General features: G+C 68.7%; 20 protein-coding genes, 1 pseudogene and 1 riboswitch. Of the genes and pseudogenes, 17 read left to right on the top strand and 4 right to left on the bottom strand.

Features of this window, described 5'->3' with window-relative positions:
- Window positions 1–17: 17 nt before the first annotated feature.
- From lepB to AB0M62_RS20570, 8 genes are all read left to right on the top strand, one after another.
- A complete protein-coding gene (lepB, locus tag AB0M62_RS20605; RefSeq protein WP_366075694.1) occupies window positions 18–752 on the top strand; it encodes a signal peptidase I in 735 nt (244 codons plus the stop codon).
- Window positions 742–1,263 (top strand): NUDIX hydrolase, encoded by a 522-nt coding sequence (locus tag AB0M62_RS20600; protein WP_366075693.1) that lies wholly within the window; start codon window positions 742–744, stop codon window positions 1,261–1,263. The genes lepB and AB0M62_RS20600 overlap by 11 nt, the downstream gene beginning before the upstream one ends.
- 55 nt (window positions 1,264–1,318) lie before the next feature.
- Window positions 1,319–1,627, top strand: a complete 309-nt coding sequence (locus AB0M62_RS20595) for a DUF2469 domain-containing protein (RefSeq protein WP_003993268.1) — start codon at window positions 1,319–1,321, stop codon at window positions 1,625–1,627.
- Window positions 1,628–1,711: 84 nt separating this feature from the next.
- The gene (locus AB0M62_RS20590) at window positions 1,712–2,080 is read left to right on the top strand and encodes a YraN family protein (RefSeq protein WP_366075692.1); all 369 of its coding nucleotides are present in this window, start codon (window positions 1,712–1,714) and stop codon (window positions 2,078–2,080) included.
- On the top strand, window positions 2,080–3,708 hold the full coding sequence (locus tag AB0M62_RS20585) for a YifB family Mg chelatase-like AAA ATPase (RefSeq protein ID WP_366075691.1): 1,629 nt from the start codon (window positions 2,080–2,082) through the stop codon (window positions 3,706–3,708). Before AB0M62_RS20590 ends, AB0M62_RS20585 begins: the two co-directional genes overlap by 1 nt.
- Before the next feature lie 56 nt (window positions 3,709–3,764).
- The gene (gene dprA, locus AB0M62_RS20580; protein ID WP_366075753.1) at window positions 3,765–4,919 is read left to right on the top strand and encodes a DNA-processing protein DprA; all 1,155 of its coding nucleotides are present in this window, start codon (window positions 3,765–3,767) and stop codon (window positions 4,917–4,919) included.
- Between the two features lie 241 nt (window positions 4,920–5,160).
- Window positions 5,161–5,997 carry an RNA polymerase sigma factor WhiG gene (whiG, locus tag AB0M62_RS20575; protein WP_366075690.1) on the top strand — a complete coding sequence of 279 codons (837 nt, stop codon included), beginning with the start codon at window positions 5,161–5,163 and terminating at the stop codon, window positions 5,995–5,997.
- A gap of 74 nt (window positions 5,998–6,071) precedes the next feature.
- Window positions 6,072–6,629 carry a helix-turn-helix domain-containing protein gene (locus AB0M62_RS20570; protein ID WP_366075752.1) on the top strand — a complete coding sequence of 186 codons (558 nt, stop codon included), beginning with the start codon at window positions 6,072–6,074 and terminating at the stop codon, window positions 6,627–6,629.
- 108 nt (window positions 6,630–6,737) lie between these two features.
- Here AB0M62_RS20570 and AB0M62_RS20565 read toward each other — a convergent pair whose 3' ends face one another.
- The gene (locus tag AB0M62_RS20565; RefSeq protein WP_366075751.1) at window positions 6,738–7,466 is read right to left on the bottom strand and encodes a M23 family metallopeptidase; all 729 of its coding nucleotides are present in this window, start codon (window positions 7,464–7,466) and stop codon (window positions 6,738–6,740) included.
- A gap of 356 nt (window positions 7,467–7,822) precedes the next feature.
- Between AB0M62_RS20565 and rpsB the strand changes: the two genes are divergently transcribed.
- From rpsB to AB0M62_RS20540, 5 genes are all read left to right on the top strand, one after another.
- Window positions 7,823–8,743, top strand: coding sequence for a 30S ribosomal protein S2 (gene rpsB, locus AB0M62_RS20560; protein WP_366075689.1), 921 nt, complete (start codon window positions 7,823–7,825; stop codon window positions 8,741–8,743).
- A gap of 132 nt (window positions 8,744–8,875) precedes the next feature.
- Window positions 8,876–9,712 (top strand): translation elongation factor Ts, encoded by an 837-nt coding sequence (tsf, locus tag AB0M62_RS20555; RefSeq protein WP_366075688.1) that lies wholly within the window; start codon window positions 8,876–8,878, stop codon window positions 9,710–9,712.
- Window positions 9,713–9,866: 154 nt separating this feature from the next.
- Window positions 9,867–10,643 carry a UMP kinase gene (pyrH, locus tag AB0M62_RS20550; RefSeq protein ID WP_366075687.1) on the top strand — a complete coding sequence of 259 codons (777 nt, stop codon included), beginning with the start codon at window positions 9,867–9,869 and terminating at the stop codon, window positions 10,641–10,643.
- Between the two features lie 125 nt (window positions 10,644–10,768).
- Window positions 10,769–11,326, top strand: coding sequence for a ribosome recycling factor (gene frr, locus AB0M62_RS20545; protein WP_366075686.1), 558 nt, complete (start codon window positions 10,769–10,771; stop codon window positions 11,324–11,326).
- Window positions 11,326–12,417: a phosphatidate cytidylyltransferase gene (locus tag AB0M62_RS20540; protein ID WP_366075685.1), complete on the top strand. Its 1,092-nt coding sequence runs from the start codon at window positions 11,326–11,328 to the stop codon at window positions 12,415–12,417. The genes frr and AB0M62_RS20540 overlap by 1 nt, the downstream gene beginning before the upstream one ends.
- Before the next feature lie 156 nt (window positions 12,418–12,573).
- On the opposite strand, the gene AB0M62_RS20535 is transcribed toward AB0M62_RS20540, so the two are convergent.
- The 3 genes and pseudogenes from AB0M62_RS20535 to AB0M62_RS20525 form a co-directional block, all read right to left on the bottom strand.
- Window positions 12,574–13,695: an amidinotransferase gene (locus AB0M62_RS20535; RefSeq protein WP_366075684.1), complete on the bottom strand. Its 1,122-nt coding sequence runs from the start codon at window positions 13,693–13,695 to the stop codon at window positions 12,574–12,576.
- 156 nt (window positions 13,696–13,851) lie between these two features.
- Window positions 13,852–14,893: pseudogene (locus AB0M62_RS20530) on the bottom strand (site-specific integrase); the annotation flags it as partial.
- Between the two features lie 251 nt (window positions 14,894–15,144).
- Window positions 15,145–15,615, bottom strand: coding sequence for an SPW repeat protein (locus AB0M62_RS20525; RefSeq protein WP_366075683.1), 471 nt, complete (start codon window positions 15,613–15,615; stop codon window positions 15,145–15,147).
- 431 nt (window positions 15,616–16,046) lie between these two features.
- Between AB0M62_RS20525 and AB0M62_RS20520 the strand changes: the two genes are divergently transcribed.
- The 4 genes from AB0M62_RS20520 (at window position 16,047) to AB0M62_RS20505 (ending at window position 19,298) form a co-directional block, all read left to right on the top strand.
- On the top strand, window positions 16,047–16,319 hold the full coding sequence (locus AB0M62_RS20520) for a hypothetical protein (RefSeq protein WP_366075682.1): 273 nt from the start codon (window positions 16,047–16,049) through the stop codon (window positions 16,317–16,319).
- Window positions 16,320–16,334: 15 nt separating this feature from the next.
- Complete coding sequence (locus tag AB0M62_RS20515; RefSeq protein WP_366075681.1) at window positions 16,335–16,544, top strand: hypothetical protein; 210 nt, start codon at window positions 16,335–16,337, stop codon at window positions 16,542–16,544.
- A gap of 356 nt (window positions 16,545–16,900) precedes the next feature.
- Complete coding sequence (rlmN, locus tag AB0M62_RS20510) at window positions 16,901–18,007, top strand: 23S rRNA (adenine(2503)-C(2))-methyltransferase RlmN (protein WP_366075680.1); 1,107 nt, start codon at window positions 16,901–16,903, stop codon at window positions 18,005–18,007.
- A gap of 19 nt (window positions 18,008–18,026) precedes the next feature.
- Window positions 18,027–18,137, top strand: a riboswitch (TPP riboswitch).
- Window positions 18,138–18,206: 69 nt separating this feature from the next.
- Complete coding sequence (locus AB0M62_RS20505; protein WP_366075679.1) at window positions 18,207–19,298, top strand: thiamine ABC transporter substrate-binding protein; 1,092 nt, start codon at window positions 18,207–18,209, stop codon at window positions 19,296–19,298.
- Window positions 19,299–19,303: the final 5 nt, after the last annotated feature.

Below are 19,303 nucleotides of genomic sequence, written 5' to 3'. Positions count from 1 at the left end.
GATGTGGGGGCGCTGGGATGAGCGGAACAGGACGTACGGGCGACGGCCACGGCCGCCTCGGCAGTGTGCTGTCGGGGCTGGCCGTGGCCGTCGGCTGTGTGCTCTTCCTGGGCGGGTTCGTCTGGGGCGCGCTCGTGTACCAGCCGTACACCGTGCCCAGTGATTCCATGACGCCGACCGTGAACGCCGGTGACCGGGTGCTCGCGGAGCGGATAGACGGCAGCGAGGTGAAACGCGGCGACGTCGTGATCTTCACCGATTCGGTGTGGAGTGACATGCCGATGGTGAAGCGTGTGGTCGGGATCGGCGGCGACACCGTCGCCTGTTGCGGCGCGGACGGCAAGCTGACCCTCAACGGCAAGGTGCTTGACGAACCGTATCTGCAGGACCAGGTCAGGGCCTCGACAACCGCGTTCGAGGCCAAGGTCCCCGAGGGCCAGCTGTTCCTGCTGGGCGACGAGCGCAGCGGCTCACTCGACTCCCGAGTGCACCTTCAGGAGGCGGGGCAGGGCGCCGTACCGCGCAGCGCGGTGAGCGCCCGGGTGGATGCCACGGCGTGGCCGCTCGGCGGGACGATCGAGCGGCCGCAGGCCTTCGCCGAGCTGCCCGGCGGCATCTCGCAGCCCGGTCCCGCGCGGCTGGTGATGATCTCGATCGTGGCCGGCGCGGTCCTGATTTTCGGCGGGGCCGCCTACGGGCCGCTGGCGAAGCGGGCGGAGCGCAGGCGGCAGGAGCGGGCCGGTGCCCGCTGAACAGGCCGGCGAGCCTGCCCGTGAGCTGCGGAAGGTGGCGCGGGTCGTCCTGCTGGACCCGGCGGACCGCATTCTGCTGCTGCACGGCTACGAGCCCGGAGACCCGTCGGACAGCTGGTGGTTCACCCCCGGCGGCGGGCTGGAGGCCGGCGAGAGCCGGGAGCAGGCCGCGCTGCGCGAGGTGGCGGAGGAAACGGGGATCACGGAGGTCGAGCTCGGGCCCGTGCTGTGGCGCCGGGTCTGCTCGTTTCCCTTTGACGGGCGGCGCTGGGACCAGGACGAGTGGTACTTCCTGGCACGGACCACGCAGACGCTGACCGCGGCGGACTTCGCTGCCGGGCACACGGAGCTGGAGCTGCGCAGCCTCAAGGGCCTCAGGTGGTGGACCTCCGCTGAACTGTCCGCCGCCCATGAGACGGTGTACCCGACCAGACTCGCCGAGCTGCTGCGTAGGTTGCTCGACGAGGGTCCTCCGGGTGAGCCGGTGGTCCTGGGCCCCGAAATCGTTTAGGGGCGTACGGGGCTGGCGCACAATAGGGGGACGCACGGCTGAAGGGGAACATGCCATGAGCGCCGAGGACCTCGAGAAGTACGAGACCGAGATGGAGCTGAAGCTCTACCGGGAGTACCGCGATGTCGTCGGGCTGTTCAAATACGTGATCGAGACCGAGCGGCGTTTCTACCTCACGAACGACTACGAGATGCAGGTGCACTCGGTCCAGGGTGAGGTGTTCTTCGAAGTCTCGATGGCCGACGCGTGGGTCTGGGACATGTACCGGCCGGCCAGGTTCGTCAAGCAGGTGAGGGTGCTGACGTTCAAGGACGTGAATATCGAGGAGCTCAACAAGAGCGATCTCGAACTTCCGAGTGGCTGAGTTTTCCACAACGGGCGAGTTGTCCACCAAGATCCACTAGCGGGCGGCGGTTGCGCCAGAGTCGGTGCCGGAGGTGGTGCCGACATGAACGCTCAGCAAGCCCGACGCGCACTCGGACAGTACGGCGAGGACCTGGCCGCGCGTCGCCTGGCAGAGGCCGGGATGACGGTGATCCAGCGCAATTGGCGCTGCCGGGCCGGGGAGATCGACATCGTGGCCCGGGACGGTGACGCCCTGGTCGTCTGCGAGGTCAAGACCCGCAGAGCGGGGGCGTTCGAACACCCGATGGCGGGCGTCACGCCGGTGAAGGCGGCCCGGCTGAGACGGCTGGCCGAGCGCTGGCTGCAGGACCACGGGGGCCCGCCGCAGGGCGGGGTCCGCATCGACCTCGTGGGAGTGCTGCTGCCGCGGCGCGGAGCACCGGTGGTCGAGCACGCCCGGGGGGTGGCCTGATGGGGTTCGCCCGTGCGTGCTCGGTGGCGCTGGTGGGCGTCGAGGGCGTGGTGGTCGAGGTGCAGGCCGATCTGGAGCCCGGGGTCGCGGCCTTCACGCTGGTGGGGCTGCCGGACAAGAGCCTGGTCGAGAGCCGGGACCGGGTCAGGGCGGCCGTGGTGAACTTCGGCGCCGAGTGGCCGCAGAAAAAGCTCACCGTGGGGCTCAGCCCCGCTTCGGTACCCAAGAGCGGATCAGGTTTTGATCTCGCGGTGGCCTGCGCGGTCCTCGGTGCGGCGGAGAAGATCGACCCGAAGGAGATCGCCGACCTGGTCATGATCGGCGAGTTGGGCCTCGACGGCCGGGTCCGACCTGTGCGCGGGATCCTCCCCGCTGTGCTCGCCGCGGCAGACGCCGGATACCGGCACGTGGTCGTGCCGGAGAAGACCGCGGCGGAGGCCTCCCTGGTGCCCGGTGTCTCGGTGCTCGGCGTCCGCAGCCTGCGGCAGCTCATCGCGGTGCTTACGGGCTCCACTGTGCCGGAGGAGACGGCGGCCGCGGAGGAGGGCCGGCCGGACGCCATGCTCGCCGGGCTCATGGTGCCGGGGGCCGGTATCGGTACGGGACTGGCCGGGCCGCCGGGAGAGGGCGACGGGCACCGGCCGGACCTTGCCGACGTCGCCGGGCAGCGGGCAGCGCGCCAGGCGCTGGAAGTCGCCGCGGCAGGCGGGCACCACCTGTTCCTCTCGGGTCCCCCCGGGGCTGGCAAGACGATGCTCGCCGAGCGGCTGCCCGCCATCCTGCCGCCTCTCACCAAGCAGGAGTCCCTGGAGGTCACGGCGGTCCACTCGGTGGCGGGAATCCTTCCGCCGGGTGAGCCACTGGTCAGTGCTCCGCCCTACTGCGCCCCGCACCACTCCGCCACCATGCAGTCGCTCGTGGGCGGGGGGAACGGGTTGCCCCGGCCGGGAGCCGTTTCGCTGGCCCACCGCGGGATCCTCTTCCTCGACGAAGCGCCGGAGTTCAGCGGCCGGGCCCTGGACGCGCTGCGCCAGCCGCTCGAGTCGGGGCATGTCGTGGTGGCACGCAGCGCCGGAGTCGTACGGCTGCCCGCCTGTTTCCTCATGGTGCTGGCGGCGAACCCCTGCCCCTGCGGCCGCCACACGCTGCACGGCTCCGGATGCGAGTGCCCGGTGTCCGTGATCCGCCGCTACCAGTCGCGGCTGTCCGGTCCGCTGCTCGACCGGGTGGATCTGCGGGTCGAAGTGGAGCCCGTCAACCGCTCGGACCTCATGGGCCGGGGCGGGCGTGGTGAGTCCACCGCCGAAGTGGCGGCGCGGGTGCGGGAGGCGAGAGCGAGGGCCGCCATGCGGCTGGCGGACACTCCGTGGACCACGAACAGCGAGGTCCCGGGGCACGAGTTGCGCACCCGCTGGCAGACCGCTCCCGGAGCTCTGATGGCGGCTGAGCGGGACCTCGAGCGCGGACTGCTCACCGCCCGCGGTCTGGACCGGGTGCTGCGGGTCGCCTGGACCGTGGCGGACCTCGCCGGGAAGGCGCGGCCCGACACGCATGATGTCGCCGCGGCACTGGAACTGCGGACCGGGATCGCCCGCGGGGTGCCGCTCCCGGCGGGAGGAGGCGTATGACCCCGGAAGTCGCCACAGCTGCGCACCGCACCCAAGACGGTGGCGTGGGCGGGGGCATGGCCGAGGCGGAGCGCTTGGCGAGGGCCGCGCTCACGCGCGTGCTGGAGCCCGGCGACGAGCACGGGGGGCGCTGGCTGAGGAAAATCGGCCCCGTGGAACTCATGCGCCGGCTGACCTCCCCGGACGGAGAGTCGGAAGCGCCGGCCGGGGTCGGGGAGCGGCGGTTCGGCGGATATCGGATACGGGCGGCCGCGGCCGTCCCCGAGCGCGACCTGGACGCGGTGGAGGCCGTCGGGGGCCGCTTCATCTGTCCGGGCGACCTGGAATGGCCGGGGCAGCTCGACGACCTGGGTGATGCCCGGCCCGTCGGGCTGTGGCTGCGGGGGCGGCCCAGCCTGCGGACATGGGCCCTGCGCTCCGTGGCCGTCGTGGGGGCCAGAGCCTGCACGCCGTACGGGGCGCACATGGCGGCGGCGCTCGGCACCGGGCTCGCCGAGCGGGGTTGGGTGGTGGTGTCGGGGGCGGCCTTCGGAGTCGACGGCGCGGCGCACCGGGGGGTGCTGGCGGCGGACGGGGCGACTGTCGCCGTGCTGGCCTGCGGCGTGGACGTCGGCTACCCGCGCGGGCATGCCGAGTTGATCGGCCGGATCGCGGAACAGGGTCTGGTCATCGGCGAGTTGCCGCCGGGCGCCCACCCCACGCCCAGCCGGTTCATCCTCCGCAACCGCGTGATCGCCGCGCTGACGAGGGGCACGGTCGTCGTCGAGGCCGAGTACCGCAGCGGTTCGCTCGTCACTGCGCGCAGTGCGCAGAAGCTGGGCCGCTTCACCATGGGCGTGCCCGGGCCCGCCACCAGCGGACTCTCGGCAGGGGTGCATGAACTCCTCCGTGGCGAGGGGGTTCTCGTCACCGATGCCGCCGAGGTGATCGAACTAGTGGGTGACATGGGCGAGCTCGCCCCCGCCCGCCGAGGACCCGTGCTGGCCCGGGACCTGCTGGATCCCGTCGCCGCTCGGGTACTCGAGGCGATGCCGTGCCGACGGCCGGTCGGGGTCCGCGAAGCGGCGCTGGGCGCCGGTACGACCACCGACGAAACCATCGGCAGACTGTACGAACTTCACTCCCTGGGGTTCGTCGAACGGCACGGCGACAGCTGGCAGTTGACTGCCCCTGCCGCACAGGCCCCGATCGTGTGGCGAGGCGGTCCTTGACCTGGGGCGATCCGGTGAAAGGGTGATCCCGATGAGATGTCCGGTCATTTCGGTGCCACCCTCCGGGCCTGCGCACATGGCTGCGGCCGTCCTGCGCGGGTCCGGTCCGCGTACGGCATCCGCGCTGTACGATCCCATACCCTTCGCGCACTGCAACTCTTCAGTCACGCTACGCTCACGAGGATTCGACCCCAGAAACAAGTCCCCACTCGGATCACAGCAGAACGGCTCAAGGCAACGCATGCCCCAGCACACCTCCGGGTCTGACCGCGCCGCAGTGCCCCCCGCTGCTCGCGGCAGCGTGCGGCCCCCCGCGCCCTCGTCGCTCGACGAGCTGTGGCGGTCGTACAAGACATCGGGCGACGAGCGGCTGCGGGAGCAGCTGATCCTGCACTACTCGCCGTTGGTGAAATACGTCGCGGGCCGAGTGAGTGTCGGGCTGCCGGCCAACGTCGAGCAGGCGGACTTCGTATCTTCCGGCGTGTTCGGACTCATCGACGCCATCGAGAAGTTCGACATCGAGCGGTCCATCAAATTCGAGACATACGCGATCACCCGGATCCGGGGCGCGATGATCGACGAACTGCGGGCCCTGGACTGGATTCCTCGCTCCGTGCGGCAGAAGGCGCGGGCCGTCGAGCGGGCGTACGCCACGCTGGAGGCGCAGCTGCGGCGCACGCCCACCGAGAGCGAAGTCGCGGACGAGATGGGCATCGCGCTCGAAGAACTGCACGCGGTTTTCAGCCAGTTGTCGCTGGCGAACGTCGTGGCGCTGGAAGAGCTGCTGCACGTCGGCGGAGAGGGCGGCGACCGGCTCAGCCTCATGGACACGCTCGAGGACACCGCGGCCGACGATCCGGTGGAGGTCGCGGAGGACCGAGAGCTGCGGCGGCTGCTCGCACGGGCCATCAACACGCTCCCCGAGCGCGAAAAGACCGTGGTCACCCTCTACTACTACGAGGGCCTCACGCTCGCCGAGATCGGCAACGTACTCGGCGTCACCGAAAGCAGGGTCAGCCAGATCCACACGAAGTCGGTGCTGCAGCTGCGGGCGAAGCTGGCCGACGTCGGACGCTGAATCGTCCCTGCCGCATCGTCCTGGGGGCGGTGCTTCCGTAAAGTGGACCCGTGCCCAGGATTCGAGCGGCCTCCGTGGCCGAGCACAGGACGATGCAGCGCGGCGCCCTGCTGGATGCCGCGCGTTCCCTGCTGTCCGAAGGCGGAACGGACGCACTGACCTTCCCCGCCCTCGCCGAGCGCACCGGACTTGCCCGGTCCTCCGTCTATGAGTACTTCCGATCGCGCGCGGCCGTCGTCGAGGAGCTGTGCGCGGTCGACTTTCCCGTCTGGGCGGCCGAGGTCGAGGCCGCGATGGAGGCGGCCGAGTCGCCCGAGGGCAAGATCGAGGCGTATGTGCGGCAGCAGCTGGCGCTTGTCGGTGATCGCCGGCACCGGGCGGTTGTCGCCATCTCGGCGAGCGAGTTGGACGCGGGCGCGCGGGAGAAGATCCGCGCGGCGCACGGCGGGCTCGTCACGATGATCGGCGAGGCGCTGCGTGCCCTCGGGCACGAGCAGCCGCGGCTCGCGGCGATGCTGCTCCAGGGTGTCGTGGACGCCGCGGTCCGCCGGATCGAGCTCGGCGCGGCGGAGGACCCCATCCAGATCACGGACGCGGCCGTGGCGATGGCACTGCGGGGCGTCCGGGGCTGACCCCGCTTCCCAGCCAGGGGCTGCCGCCCAGCCCCTGGCTGGGCGGCAGCCCCGCTTCGCGGGCAGCCCCGGCCCTGCGGGGGTTCCCCTTATCGGCCGCCGCTTCCCTCACCTGCTCGCACTCCCCAGTCGTCCGCTCGGTGCTCCCCGACGCCGCCTACTCCGCCGGACCCTTGCCGGCCACTGGCCGACGGACCGCCGCGCCGGCCCCCCTGCCCCGCACTGCCGGACTGCCGGACTGCCGGACCGCCGGACTGTCGGACCTCTGTCCCTTGCCCCTGCCCGCCGGACCTTCGCCCCTGGCCGTCGGGACCTGCCCCTGCCCCGGCGCGGACCCCTGTCCCGGGTCGCCGGTTCCCCGACTCCGAACGGCTCCGGTACCTCGAACACCGGCAGCAGGCGGGACGGGCCGCGGCGTAGGAGTGACAGCGGGTTGACGTACTCGTCGGCGCGGCGCAGACCCCAGTGCAGGCAGCCCGACGGGCAGTGGAAGGGGCCGTCCGCCAGCACTGCCACCACCTGGCCGGCCGCGACCTCCTCGCCTTCGGCCACCAGGGGGCGCACCGGTTCGTACGTCGTGCGCAGCGGCGGGTCGCCCGTACCCGTCAGGGCGATGGACAGTACGCCGCGGCCCGCCACCCGGCCCGCGTAGGAGACGAGACCCGCCCTGACGGCCCGTACCGCCGTGCCCGGCACGGCCGCCAGGTCCACCCCGCGGTGGCCCGCGGCGTACGGCGACGACGGCGGCTCCCAGCCACGCAGGAGCACCAGTGGCACCGGTGGCACCGGTGCCACTGCCGGCGCTGGTGTCACTGGTCCGACGGGTGCCACCGGCATGCTCGGGGGACTCGTCGCGGAAACCGCGGGGCCGCCGAGCACGAGCAGGAGGAGACCTACGATCGACAGGGTGTGCATGCCGTCCAGACTGGCCGGGGACCCGGGCCCATGTGGATCTTGGTCGGTATCTGTGGGCAACCGGGTCGTTGTGGACAGGCTCGTCACCCGGCACTGTCCGGGTCCCGTACACTTCTTGTGGCGATCCGGGTCACCGGGTCGACTTCGCACGCCCCGCCACCAGCCCCTTATCGGCCGGTGGCCGCGCTCCTCGGTCCCTTGTGGCACGGCGCGTCGGGGCGTCAGGCGCGACCGTCGTCCGGCGGACGCGATAACCGAGCACCTCAAGGAGTACGGCCATGGCCGTCGTCACGATGCGGGAGCTGCTGGAAAGCGGCGTCCACTTCGGTCACCAGACCCGCCGTTGGAACCCGAAGATGAAGCGCTTCATCTTCACCGAGCGCAACGGCATCTACATCATCGACCTGCTCCAGTCGCTGTCGTACATCGACCGCGCCTACGAGTTCGTCAAGGAGACCGTCGCGCACGGCGGCTCCATCATGTTCGTCGGTACCAAGAAGCAGGCCCAGGAGGCCATCGCCGAGCAGGCGACGCGCGTCGGTATGCCGTACGTCAACCAGCGCTGGCTCGGCGGCATGCTCACCAACTTCTCCACCGTCTACAAGCGCCTTCAGCGTCTGAAGGAGCTTGAGGCGATCGACTTCGAGGACGTGGCCGCCTCCGGCCTCACCAAGAAGGAGCTCCTGGTTCTCTCCCGCGAGAAGGCCAAGCTGGAGAAGACCCTCGGCGGTATCCGCGAGATGTCCAAGGTGCCCAGCGCCGTCTGGATCGTGGACACCAAGAAGGAGCACATCGCCGTCGGTGAGGCGCGCAAGCTCAAGATTCCGGTTGTCGCGATCCTCGACACCAACTGTGACCCCGACGAGGTCGACTACAAGATCCCGGGCAACGACGACGCGATCCGCTCCGTCACCCTGCTCACCCGCGTGATCGCCGACGCCGTCGCCGAGGGCCTCATCGCCCGTTCCGGCGTCGCCACCGGCGACTCCAAGCCGGGCGAGAAGGCCGCCGGCGAGCCGCTCGCCGAGTGGGAGCGCGACCTGCTCGAGGGCGACAAGAAGGCTGACGAGCAGGCTGCCGAGGCTCCGGCCGAGGACGCTGCCGAGAAGCCCGCCGAGGCCCCCGCCGAGGCCCCGGCCGAGGCTGCCGCCGAGGCCCCCGCTGCCGAGGCTCCGGCCGCGGACGCCCAGCAGGCCTGACCCACCGCGAGCGTCCGGGGAGTCTTCTCCGGACGACCTCAGCACGGCTGACGACGGCGGGGGACGGTGCCACGAGCGCCGCCCCCGCCGTCCACCCGTAGATCTACGACTTCTGAGAGAGATTCACAGATCATGGCGAACTACACCGCCGCTGACGTCAAGAAGCTCCGTGAGCTCACCGGCGCCGGCATGATGGACTGCAAGAAGGCGCTCGACGAGGCCGACGGCAACGTCGACAAGGCTGTCGAGGCTCTGCGCATCAAGGGGCAGAAGGGCGTCGCCAAGCGCGAAGGCCGTTCTGCCGAGAACGGCGCGGTCGTCTCCCTCATCTCCGAGGACAAGACCTCCGGCGTCCTGCTCGAGCTGAAGTGCGAGACGGACTTCGTCGCCAAGGGCGAGAAGTTCCAGTCCGTGGCCAACTCGCTCGCGGAGCACGTCGCCGCAACGTCCCCGGCAGACCTGGAGACGCTGCTCGCCTCTGAGATCGAGCCCGGCAAGACCGTCCAGGCATACGTCGACGAGGCCAACGCCAACCTCGGCGAGAAGATCGTCCTGGACCGCTTCGCGCAGTTCGACGGTGGCTACGTCGCCGCGTACATGCACCGCACCATGCCCGACCTGCCCCCGCAGATCGGTGTTCTCGTCGAGCTCGACAAGGACAACGCCGAGGTCGCGAAGGACGTCGCGCAGCACATCGCCGCGTTCACCCCGAAGTACCTCTCCCGTGACGAGGTTCCCGCCGAGGTCGTCGAGGCCGAGCGCCGCGTCGCCGAGGCCACCTCGCGCGAGGAGGGCAAGCCCGAGGCCGCCCTGCCGAAGATCATCGAAGGCCGGGTCAACGGCTTCTTCAAGGACGTCGTCCTGCTGGAGCAGGCGTTCGCCAAGGACAACAAGAAGTCGGTCCAGAAGGTCCTGGACGAGGCCGGTGTCTCCCTGAAGCGCTTCACGCGCATCAAGGTCGGCATCTGAGTCCGTACGCGATCGACCGAGGACCCCGATAGGGTCTGATGCAGTCGCCTCGCACGCGCAGGACGACCGCAGATCTGACGAGGAGGCCATTGCCGCACAGGGACGCAAGACCCACCGGCAATGGCCTTCTTCGTATGTGCACGAGGAGATCTCCATGAATCAGGGCGCGGACCCCCACAAGGCTTCCGACTACAAGAGCGACCACACGAAGGCCCGTCGCTTCATGCTGAAGCTGTCGGGTGAGGCCTTCTCCGGCGGCGGAGGCCTCGGCGTCGACCCCGACGTCGTCCACGCCATCGCCCGCGAGATCGCCGCCGTTGTCCGGGACGGCGCGGAGATCGCGGTCGTCATCGGCGGCGGCAACTTCTTCCGCGGCGCAGAGCTGCAACTGCGCGGCATGGACCGGGCGCGCTCCGACTACATGGGCATGCTCGGTACGGTCATGAACTGCCTTGCCCTCCAGGACTTCCTGGAGAAGGAGGGCATCGACTCCCGCGTCCAGACCGCCATCACCATGGGCCAGGTCGCGGAGCCGTACATCCCGCTGCGCGCCGTGCGGCACCTGGAGAAGGGCCGCGTCGTCATCTTCGGCGCCGGTATGGGCATGCCGTACTTCTCCACCGACACCACCGCCGCTCAGCGTGCGCTGGAGATCGACGCCGAGGCGCTCCTCATGGGGAAGAACGGCGTGGACGGGGTCTACGACTCCGACCCCAAGGCGAATCCCGACGCGGTGAAGTTCGACGCGCTGGAGTACGGCGAGGTGATCGCCCGCGACCTCAAGGTCGCCGACGCCACCGCCATCACCCTCTGTCGCGACAACAAGCTGCCGATCCTCGTGTTCGAGCTGCTGACCGAGGGCAATATCGCGCGGGCCGTCAAGGGTGAGAAGATCGGCACTCTCGTGAACGACCAGGGCACCCGGGCCTGATCCGGGACCGTCCCCACGGGGATGGACAATGTCCTGCCGGTGGGACACCGTGCAGGAGAGACGCGACCCCACGTTCACCGGGCCTGAGCACTGACGGACCCATACAAGACATGCAGGAGCTAGTGGTGATCGAAGAAATCCTCCTCGAGGCCGAGGAGAAAATGGAGAAGGCCGTCGTGGTCGCCAAGGAGGACTTCGCCGCGATCCGCACCGGTCGTGCGCACCCGGCGATGTTCAACAAGATCGTGGCGGACTACTACGGTGCGCTGACGCCCATCAACCAGCTCGCCTCCTTCGCAGTCCCCGAGCCGCGGATGGCCGTGGTGACCCCCTTCGACGCGAGCGCGCTGCGCAATATCGAGCAGGCGATCCGCGACTCCGACCTAGGCGTCAACCCGAGCAACGACGGTCGCATCATCCGGGTCAACTTTCCGGAGCTGACCGAGGAGCGCCGCCGCGACTACATCAAGGTCGCGAAGAGCAAGGCCGAGGACTCGAAGATTTCGATCCGCTCCGTCCGCCGCAAGGCGAAGGAAGCCCTCGACAAGCTCGTCAAGGACAAGGAGTCCGGCGAGGACGAGGTCCGCCGCGCGGAGAAGGAGCTCGACGACACCACCGCGAAGTACGTCACGCAGGTGGACGAGCTGCTCAAGCACAAGGAAGCCGAGCTGCTCGAGGTCTGATGAACGACTCTTCCTGGGGGGCCCCGCCGAGCGCCGGTTACGCGGGCGGCCGGCTGCCGTCCGACCAGGGGCCTGTCCCGGCGGGTCCCGCATACGATGCGCATAACGCCCAGCAGACTCGGCCCATGCCCATCGTGCCCGACGCAGGCAGAGACTTCGACGACCACGACGAACGCGACCGGGGGTCCGCTCAGCTGGGCGGTCCCCTGTTCCGTGAAGAGATGCCGCAGGAGCCCATGCCCAGCCCCACGCCGGCCCCGCAGCCACCCCCGAAGAAGCGTGCGGGCCGTGATCTGCGAGCCGCGATAGGGGTGGGGGTCGGCCTCGGTGCGGTGATCGTCGCATCACTCTTCATCGTGAAGGCCGTCTTCGTCGGCGTGATAGCGGTAGCGGTGGTCGTCGGGCTCTGGGAGCTGACGTCCCGGCTGGACGAGAAGAGGGGCATCAAGGCCCCGCTCGTGCCGCTGGCCGTCGGCGGTGCGGCGATGGTCGTGGCCGGCTATGCGCGTGGGCCCGAGGGGGCCTGGGTCGCCATGGCCCTCACGGCACTGGCGGTGCTGGTCTGGCGAATGACCGAGCCGCCGGAGGGCTACCTGAAGGACGTCACGGCAGGCGTCTTCGCGGCGTTCTACGTGCCCTTCCTGGCCACCTTCGTCGCCATGATGCTGGCGGCCGAGGACGGGTCGTGGCGGGTGCTCACGTTCCTGGTCCTGACGGTGGTCAGCGACACCGGGGCGTACGCCGTCGGGTGGCGCTTCGGTACCCACAAGCTGGCACCCCGGATCAGTCCGGGGAAGACGCGTGAAGGGCTGTTCGGGGCGGTGGCCTTCGCGATGGGGGCCGGCGCGCTCTGCATGGAGTTCGCGATCGACGGAGGCACCTGGTGGCAGGGGCTGCTGCTCGGCTTCGCCGTGGCCGTCAGCGCCACGCTCGGCGACCTGGGCGAGTCGATGATCAAGCGCGACCTGGGCATCAAGGACATGGGCACGCTGCTGCCGGGTCACGGCGGCATCATGGACCGGCTGGACTCGCTGCTGCCCACCGCTCCGGTGGTGTGGCTGCTGCTGGTGGTGTTCGTAGGAGCCAGTTGACCCTTCGCGCTGTCCAGAGCCTGCGAGGAGTTGCCGAAAAGGCAGGAAAGGGGCTCGCCGTCCGACGGACGACGAGCCCCTTTCGTATGCGCCCTGTGCGCCCTATGCGCGGGTGCGTTTGGCGCGGAACAGCGGTCGCAGGCAGGAAACGGCCGGTCAATGGAAATAGGATTCGAGCGTGCCGCGACGCCGGATATCGAGCGTCGCGCAGTGGAATGAGCCGCCGAACGGCGCGTAGTGCAGCAGATCGCAGGGGATCGGCTCGAACCCCCACTCTTCGAGCGCGCGCAGCATGTCGGTGTGGTGCCGCTCCGCGATCACCCGTTTTTCGTCGATCATGAGAATGTTCATGTTGAGCCACTTGCCGCACATCGAGCTGATCTTGAGCAAGCGCTCGTCGATCGGGTTGGGCTCGGGGGCGATCAGGATGTCCCACGAGCTCAGGACGTCGGGCAGGCGGTTGACGTCGATGTATTCGGGATTGATCAGAACCTTGCCGGGCGAGAGCAAGAGGAACGTCGTGTCGATGTGCATCGGCGTGCGACAGCGGCTCTCGATCTCATGGATGCGATAGCCGGGTCCGAGGTGGCGGCGCAACCAATCGATGCCCATTTGGTTGGTGACGTTGCTCCGCATGACGAACAGGTCGCGTCCCGCGCGGACGAAATCCGCCGCATCGAACACCGGCTCGAACTCGGTGACGATGTAGCGCATAGGCTCGCCGACCTCGGGGATACGGAAATCCGCCTCGAAGAGTGCGTCGGTGAGCTGCGGCTTCGGTGCCGCCGTCCAGCGCGCGCCGCGCCGGAAATAGTCCTTGAGGATCGTGCGATAGGAGTGGGTCTCGAAATATCGGCACGGCCATGCCATCGGGGTCTCGATGATCTCGTCGCCGATCACGAGCATGCTGTCACGCGGACAGCTGTTGCAAAAACCGCGCGACGACCAGTCCGGGGTGCCGAACCTTTGCCTGTGGTCGACCGCGTCCGGTCGCGTGACCGTGATGCCGAGGGACTGCAGGAGAGTAACGAACTGATCGAGCTCATGCTGCGCCGGCTCGATCAGCATGCGCGGATACTTGAAGCCGGCGGCGAGCCCCTGCAACCGCGCCGCCCCTCGCGGGACGTTGCAGGCCACGACCGGATGGTTGGAGGGGATCGTCGCGCCGTCGAGACGCCCAACGATGATCTCCTCCAGCGGGTCCCACTCGTTGTGTGAACTGACCGGCGAGACGAGAGGTTCCGCGGCGTTGTCGGCCGCGGCCGATGACGCCGACATCACGCGTAGCCCATAATGCTCAACCGCTTTCGATCACAGAAGTAACAAACTTAATGTATCCAAGGGGTTACCGAAAGTGGCGTGGCAGCGCTGGTCCGCTTCAACGAGCACAACCGTCCCGGCCCACCTACCCCGAGCAGGCTGGATCTGAGGATGTCAGGTGGCTCGGAGGACTGTGTCCACCGCTCTACGTGGGCGTTCGCGGCTGCCAGGCATGAGTTGCGCGTACACCCGCAGCGTCATCGCGGGGTCGGAATGCCCGAGGCGTAGAAGTGGCGCAGGGCGTGCATCCCGTGCTGCTGGGCGGAGGCGTACGGCTCGCCGGGTTCGGGAGTCGGGATAAGGCCCGCGGCTGCGAGGGAGGGCTTCCAATCCTGGATGTTGACGTCGCTCCGCCAGACGATCCCGTCAGTGGTATTGGTGAAGATCAGACGCCGCTCGACGAGCGGCCCGTCCGGCCGCATCCACGGGAGCTTGATTCCCACGGGCGGGTGATTCTCCATGTGCCGTCGCAGGGCGGAGGCGACCGACGACGGTAGCGGGACGTCCCTCTCCTTGTTGCCCTTGGGCGGCGCAAAGATGGCGGAGCCCCGGATCAGCTTGATCTGAGTGGTGACCCGAAGGGTGTCGCTGTCGAGCTGCACAGCGTCTTCTGCAAGGCCCAGGATCTCGCCCTGCCGGAGTCCGCAGCCGCTGCCCACGTCGACCATGGCCCGGTAGCGCTCGGGCAGTGCGTCGTGGACCGCACGAACCTGGGAGGGGAGCCGGGGCACGACCCGGGTGGCGGAGACGGCGGGCGGCCGAACGGAGGCCGCGGAGCACGGATTTCGTGCCAGGTGCGTCGTCCACGGCGGCCGAGACCACCGCGCGGACGTTGGAGTGGATGGTGCGGGCGTTAGGTGCCGGCCATCGGGTCGTTCTCCAAGTCGCGCACGCACTCGCGGATGTGGACTGGACGGAAGTACCCGAGCGGGCGCGCGCCGATACGAGGAAAGGCGTGCAGCCGTAGGCGGGTCTCAACGGCGATGCGCGTGGTTGGGTCGGTTGTCTGACCGGCGATCCAGCGTTCCGCGTACTGCTGGAACGTGATTCGGGCGGCTCTCGGGTCGACGTACTGACCACGGGACATTTCGGCAGCTGTCTCGGCCAACCACTCTTCTGCCCGGCGCTTCTGACGGTCCGGGAACGACTTGCTCTTATGACGACCAGTAAGCAGTCATCGAGCGGTGCTCACCGAGTCAAGATCAGAGACATCGCCGGCTGACACCAGCAGCCCCGAGCATGAACCATGGACTGCGAACAGCGGCAAGCCGCTGAGCTGGACAGCGACGTTCCGATCACGAGATCTGCTGGCCCGCAGCCGACCTCGTCGCCAGCTGTCCGCCATCGTCAGAGCGCGCCGGAGAGTGCCCCACTCCAGTTGCGGTGGGGCACTTCGGGTATCGCCGCTCAGGTGCGCGCACCGTACCCCGATGCGGCACGACGCCCACGTTCGGCAGAACGCATGCTTGCTGCGGAAGCAGCGGCGAGCGCCAGCATCAGGGCGAGCAGGCCGACGATGATGTTGTTGGTAACGGTCCGAGCGGTGTCGACGTCACCTGCCACAACCCAAGGTGCGACGACGGTCCATGCGCCGAGTGCGGCAGCAGCCCAGGCCATGCTGTGCGTGCGCTCGTAGGCGTGCCCGAAACCGCCCATGAGCAGCGCATACGCCAGACCCGTGATCAGGTTGGTGACGGCCAGAGTGGAGAAATCGTTAAAGCCCAAGATCCAAGGCGAGGCGGCGAGGTATAGGCCGGTAATCAAGCCCATGGCTTCGATCGCCTGTGCCCGCGGTGTCGTCGCTGCCCGCTCATGACGGGCACGCAACTCCTGGATGTCGGGGTGGGATTCTATGGTCGGGTGAACGGAGCTGGACAAGATCGCCTCCTACTTTGAGCAGGTTCTAGAACCCTCAGGTACCCGGCGAGGTGCAGTTAAATCCGATATAAAATGATTATTCGGACTGCCTATATGGCGCCATTCGGGCGCTCTTGCGTAGCCAGGCGACCCACGTGTGACCCTCAGTGCCCGACCGGGCTCAAGGCCGCTCGGCAGTGGCCGACGATGACCGATGACGACCACTCCGCGAGGTCGCGCACTGTCTGGCTAGTAGCTAGAGCTACGGATCAGAAGGTGGTCGTGTCTTCCCGTGTAAGAAAGGCCCCCGACCGAGTTGGTTTGCAATCCTGGAGTAGGCGGGCGTTGAGGGCGTGTGCAGGATCTGCACACCGGCCTCCAGGTGCGAGTGTCCGCCAGCCGGGTGACTCTGGTGGAGGTGCCGTGCCCCCTCACAGACCAGGAGAACCACGATGATCCAGATGATGCATGAGAAAGGCATACGCAGCGAACACGCCTACACCGCGGCGTTCCTGTCCATCGGCCTATCCATCGCCACCTGGGCCGTATCACTCACCGCCGAACCCGGAACCGGCCTCGCCCGCGCCGACCGGTGGGGAATATTCGTTGGCGAATGGGCGCCCACCTTCTTCGGCCTCGGGCTGGCACTCTCCCACTACGAGCAGCACGACGGCACCCTCACCGCCAAAGTGCACGACCTCCGCCCGCAAAGGGAAGCCATGTAGCAAAAGCGCTGACCCATGGTCGCCATGCCCGTCATCGTCTACCCGCCGTCACCCACCGGCGGCCGGCGCGTGCGCATCGACGGGGAAATCCTCGGCATCGCCTACAGCGACGCCGACCTCGCCGAGTTCCTGCGCCGGGCCGGAGCCGAGGAGCCGGAGGAGCTCATCCACTCGGTGCTCATCGAATGGCGCGGCGGCCGACGGCACCAGTACGACCCCGCATAGCGAAGCGCCCGCCCCCGGTGAAGGGCGGGCGCTTTTGCAGGCGATCTACGGGCGGCCGGTCAGCACATCTTGTAGCCGACGCGGGTCGAGTGGTATGAGCACGTGTCCGCCGTCGCACCCGTCGACTTCCGCGGCGTCGCGGTGTCCTTGTCGTTGTTCCCACGTAGGCCACACAGGACAGTGACGCGGGTTCCACGCGTACCCGTACGTTGACGTCACCTGCTTGCGAACCGCTATCTGGGCCGTCCCTGGGCCGTGCGAGGTTGGCCGACTATGACGGAGGGCGACCGCGAGTGACCGGCCGCTCACCCCTCTGACCTGGGCGCCCCAAGTTGATCTGCGACACTGGATGAACCATGCCTGTACCTGGAGAACTCACTTTCGTCGCGCCTCGGGGAGCCAAGAAGCCCCCGCGGCACCTCGCCGACCTCACGCCCGCCGAACGCCGCGAGGCCGTGGCCGCGATCGGCGAGAAGCCGTTCCGGGCCAAGCAGCTGTCGCAGCACTACTTCGCGCGGTACGCGCACGACCCGGCCGAGTGGACCGACATCCCCGCCGCGGCGCGGGGGAGGCTCCAGAGCGAGCTGCTGCCGGACCTGATGAATGTGGTGCGGCACATCAGCTGCGACAACGACACCACCCGCAAGACGCTCTGGAAGCTGCATGACGGGACGCTCGTCGAGTCGGTCCTAATGCGCTACCCGGACCGGGTGACGATGTGCATCTCCTCGCAGGCCGGCTGCGGAATGAACTGCCCGTTCTGCGCGACCGGACAGGCGGGCCTCGATCGCAACCTGTCCACCGCCGAGATCGTGCACCAGATCGTGGACGGCATGCGCGCCCTGCGCGACGGCGAGGTCCCGGGCGGCCCGGCGCGGCTCTCCAACATCGTCTTCATGGGGATGGGCGAGCCGCTCGCCAACTACAAGCGGGTCGTCGGTGCCGTCCGTCGGCTGACCGACCCGGAGCCGGACGGCCTGGGCCTGTCCCAGCGCGGCATCACGGTCTCGACCGTCGGCCTGGTCCCGGCCATGCTGCGCTTCGCCGACGAGGGCTTCAAGTGCCGTCTCGCGGTCTCCCTGCACGCCCCGGACGACGAGCTGCGCGACACCCTGGTGCCCGTGAACACGCGGTGGAAGGTACGTGAGGTGCTGGACGCCGCCTGGGAGTACGCCGAGAAGTCCGGCCGCCGGATCTCCATCGAGTACGCCCTGATCCGCGACATCAACGACCAGGCGTGGCGGGGCGACCTGCTCGGCCGGCTGCTCAAGGGCAAGCGGGTCCATGTGAACCTCATCCCGCTGAATCCGACGCCGGGGTCCAAGTGGACCGCCTCCCGGCCCGAGGACGAGAAGGCGTTCGTCGAGGCCATCGCGGCCCACGGCGTCCCCGTGACCGTGCGGGACACCCGGGGCCAGGAGATCGACGGAGCGTGCGGCCAGCTCGCGGCGTCCGAGCGGTAGTCTGACGTCGGACATTTGCATATTCCGACAGGGGAGCGCCACAGCGCTGAGAGTGCGACAACCGTCAGGTCGCAGACCCTCTGAACCTTGCCCAGGTCATTCTGGGTAGGAAGTTCGGTCATCACTCAAGCTGTTGCGCCCTGCTCACCTCGTGTGAGCGGGGCCGCGTCTCTTCCTGGTCACCCCAGGAGGAATTTCAGTGAGCACCACCAAGAAGCTGGCGGCTACCGCCATAGCCGCCGCTGTCGGCGCCTCGACGCTCGCCGCCTGCGGGGAGTCCAAGGACTCCGCCACGGACGGCGGCTCGAAGTCCGGGACCGTCACTCTCGTCAGCCACGACTCCTTCCTCGCCTCCCCGGCCGTGCTGAAGGAGTTCACCAAGGAGACCGGCTTCACGGTCAAGGTGCTGAAGAGCGGCGACGCGGGCGCCGCCCTCAACCAGGAGATCCTCACCAAGGGCTCCCCGCGCGGCGACGTCTTCTTCGGCGTCGACAACACGCTGCTCTCGCGCGCCCTCGACAACGGCCTCTTCACCTCGTACGAGGCGCAGGGTCTGGACCGGGTCGCCGCGGAGCTCCAGCTCGACCGGGAGCAGCACCGCGTCACGCCCGTCGACACCGGTGACATCTGCGTCAACTACGACAAGAAGTATTTCGCGGACAGGAAGCTCGCCCCGCCGCAGTCCTTCGACGACCTGATCAAGCCCGAGTACAAGAACCTGCTCGTCACCGAGAACGCCGCGACGTCCTCGCCCGGTCTCGGCTTCCTGCTCGCCACCGCCGGCAGGTACGGCGACGACGGCTGGCAGGACTACTGGAAGAAGCTCAAGGCCAACGGCGTCGAGGTCGTCGACGGCTGGGAGCAGGCGTACAACGAGCGCTTCTCCGGCTCCGCCGGCGGCAAGAAGGCCAAGGGCGACCGGCCGCTCGTCGTCTCGTACGCGTCCAGCCCGCCGGTCGAGGTGCTGTACTCCGAGCCGCAGCCGCAGGAAGCCCCGACCGGTGTCTCCACCGGCACCTGCTTCCGGCAGACGGAGTTCGCGGGCCTGCTGAAGGGCGCGAAGAACGAGGCCGGCGGCAAGGCACTGCTGGACTTCCTGGTGAGCAAGAAGTTCCAGGAGGACATGCCGCTCAACATGTTCGTGAACCCGGTGGTCAAGGACGCCCAGCTGCCCGAGCTGTTCACCAAGCACGGTGTGGTGATCGAGAAGCCCGAGACCGTGGCTCCGGAGAAGATCGCCGAGAACCGTGAGCAGTGGGTCAAGTCATGGTCCTCGCTCGTCCTGAAGTAGGGACT

It is taken from the genome of Streptomyces sp. NPDC051219, assembly GCF_040682335.1.
Classification (GTDB): Bacteria; Actinomycetota; Actinomycetes; order Streptomycetales; family Streptomycetaceae; genus Streptomyces.
The sequence above is the reverse complement of the archived record's forward strand: the minus strand, read 5'-3'. Positions and strand labels throughout refer to the sequence as shown.

Coding starts and splice junctions, on each gene's coding strand:
- pyrH (WP_366075687.1), top strand. CDS start 9,867: ATGAATCAGGGCGCGGACCCCCACAAGGCTTCCGACTACAAGAGCGAC.
- lepB (WP_366075694.1), top strand. CDS start 18: ATGAGCGGAACAGGACGTACGGGCGACGGCCACGGCCGCCTCGGCAGT.
- AB0M62_RS20595 (WP_003993268.1), top strand. CDS start 1,319: ATGAGCGCCGAGGACCTCGAGAAGTACGAGACCGAGATGGAGCTGAAG.
- AB0M62_RS20585 (WP_366075691.1), top strand. CDS start 2,080: ATGGGGTTCGCCCGTGCGTGCTCGGTGGCGCTGGTGGGCGTCGAGGGC.
- AB0M62_RS20515 (WP_366075681.1), top strand. CDS start 16,335: ATGGTCGCCATGCCCGTCATCGTCTACCCGCCGTCACCCACCGGCGGC.
- AB0M62_RS20535 (WP_366075684.1), bottom strand. CDS start 13,695: ATGTCGGCGTCATCGGCCGCGGCCGACAACGCCGCGGAACCTCTCGTC.
- AB0M62_RS20565 (WP_366075751.1), bottom strand. CDS start 7,466: ATGCCGGTGGCACCCGTCGGACCAGTGACACCAGCGCCGGCAGTGGCA.
- AB0M62_RS20590 (WP_366075692.1), top strand. CDS start 1,712: ATGAACGCTCAGCAAGCCCGACGCGCACTCGGACAGTACGGCGAGGAC.
- rlmN (WP_366075680.1), top strand. CDS start 16,901: ATGCCTGTACCTGGAGAACTCACTTTCGTCGCGCCTCGGGGAGCCAAG.
- AB0M62_RS20540 (WP_366075685.1), top strand. CDS start 11,326: ATGAACGACTCTTCCTGGGGGGCCCCGCCGAGCGCCGGTTACGCGGGC.
- rpsB (WP_366075689.1), top strand. CDS start 7,823: ATGGCCGTCGTCACGATGCGGGAGCTGCTGGAAAGCGGCGTCCACTTC.
- AB0M62_RS20520 (WP_366075682.1), top strand. CDS start 16,047: ATGATCCAGATGATGCATGAGAAAGGCATACGCAGCGAACACGCCTAC.
- dprA (WP_366075753.1), top strand. CDS start 3,765: ATGGCCGAGGCGGAGCGCTTGGCGAGGGCCGCGCTCACGCGCGTGCTG.
- tsf (WP_366075688.1), top strand. CDS start 8,876: ATGGCGAACTACACCGCCGCTGACGTCAAGAAGCTCCGTGAGCTCACC.
- whiG (WP_366075690.1), top strand. CDS start 5,161: ATGCCCCAGCACACCTCCGGGTCTGACCGCGCCGCAGTGCCCCCCGCT.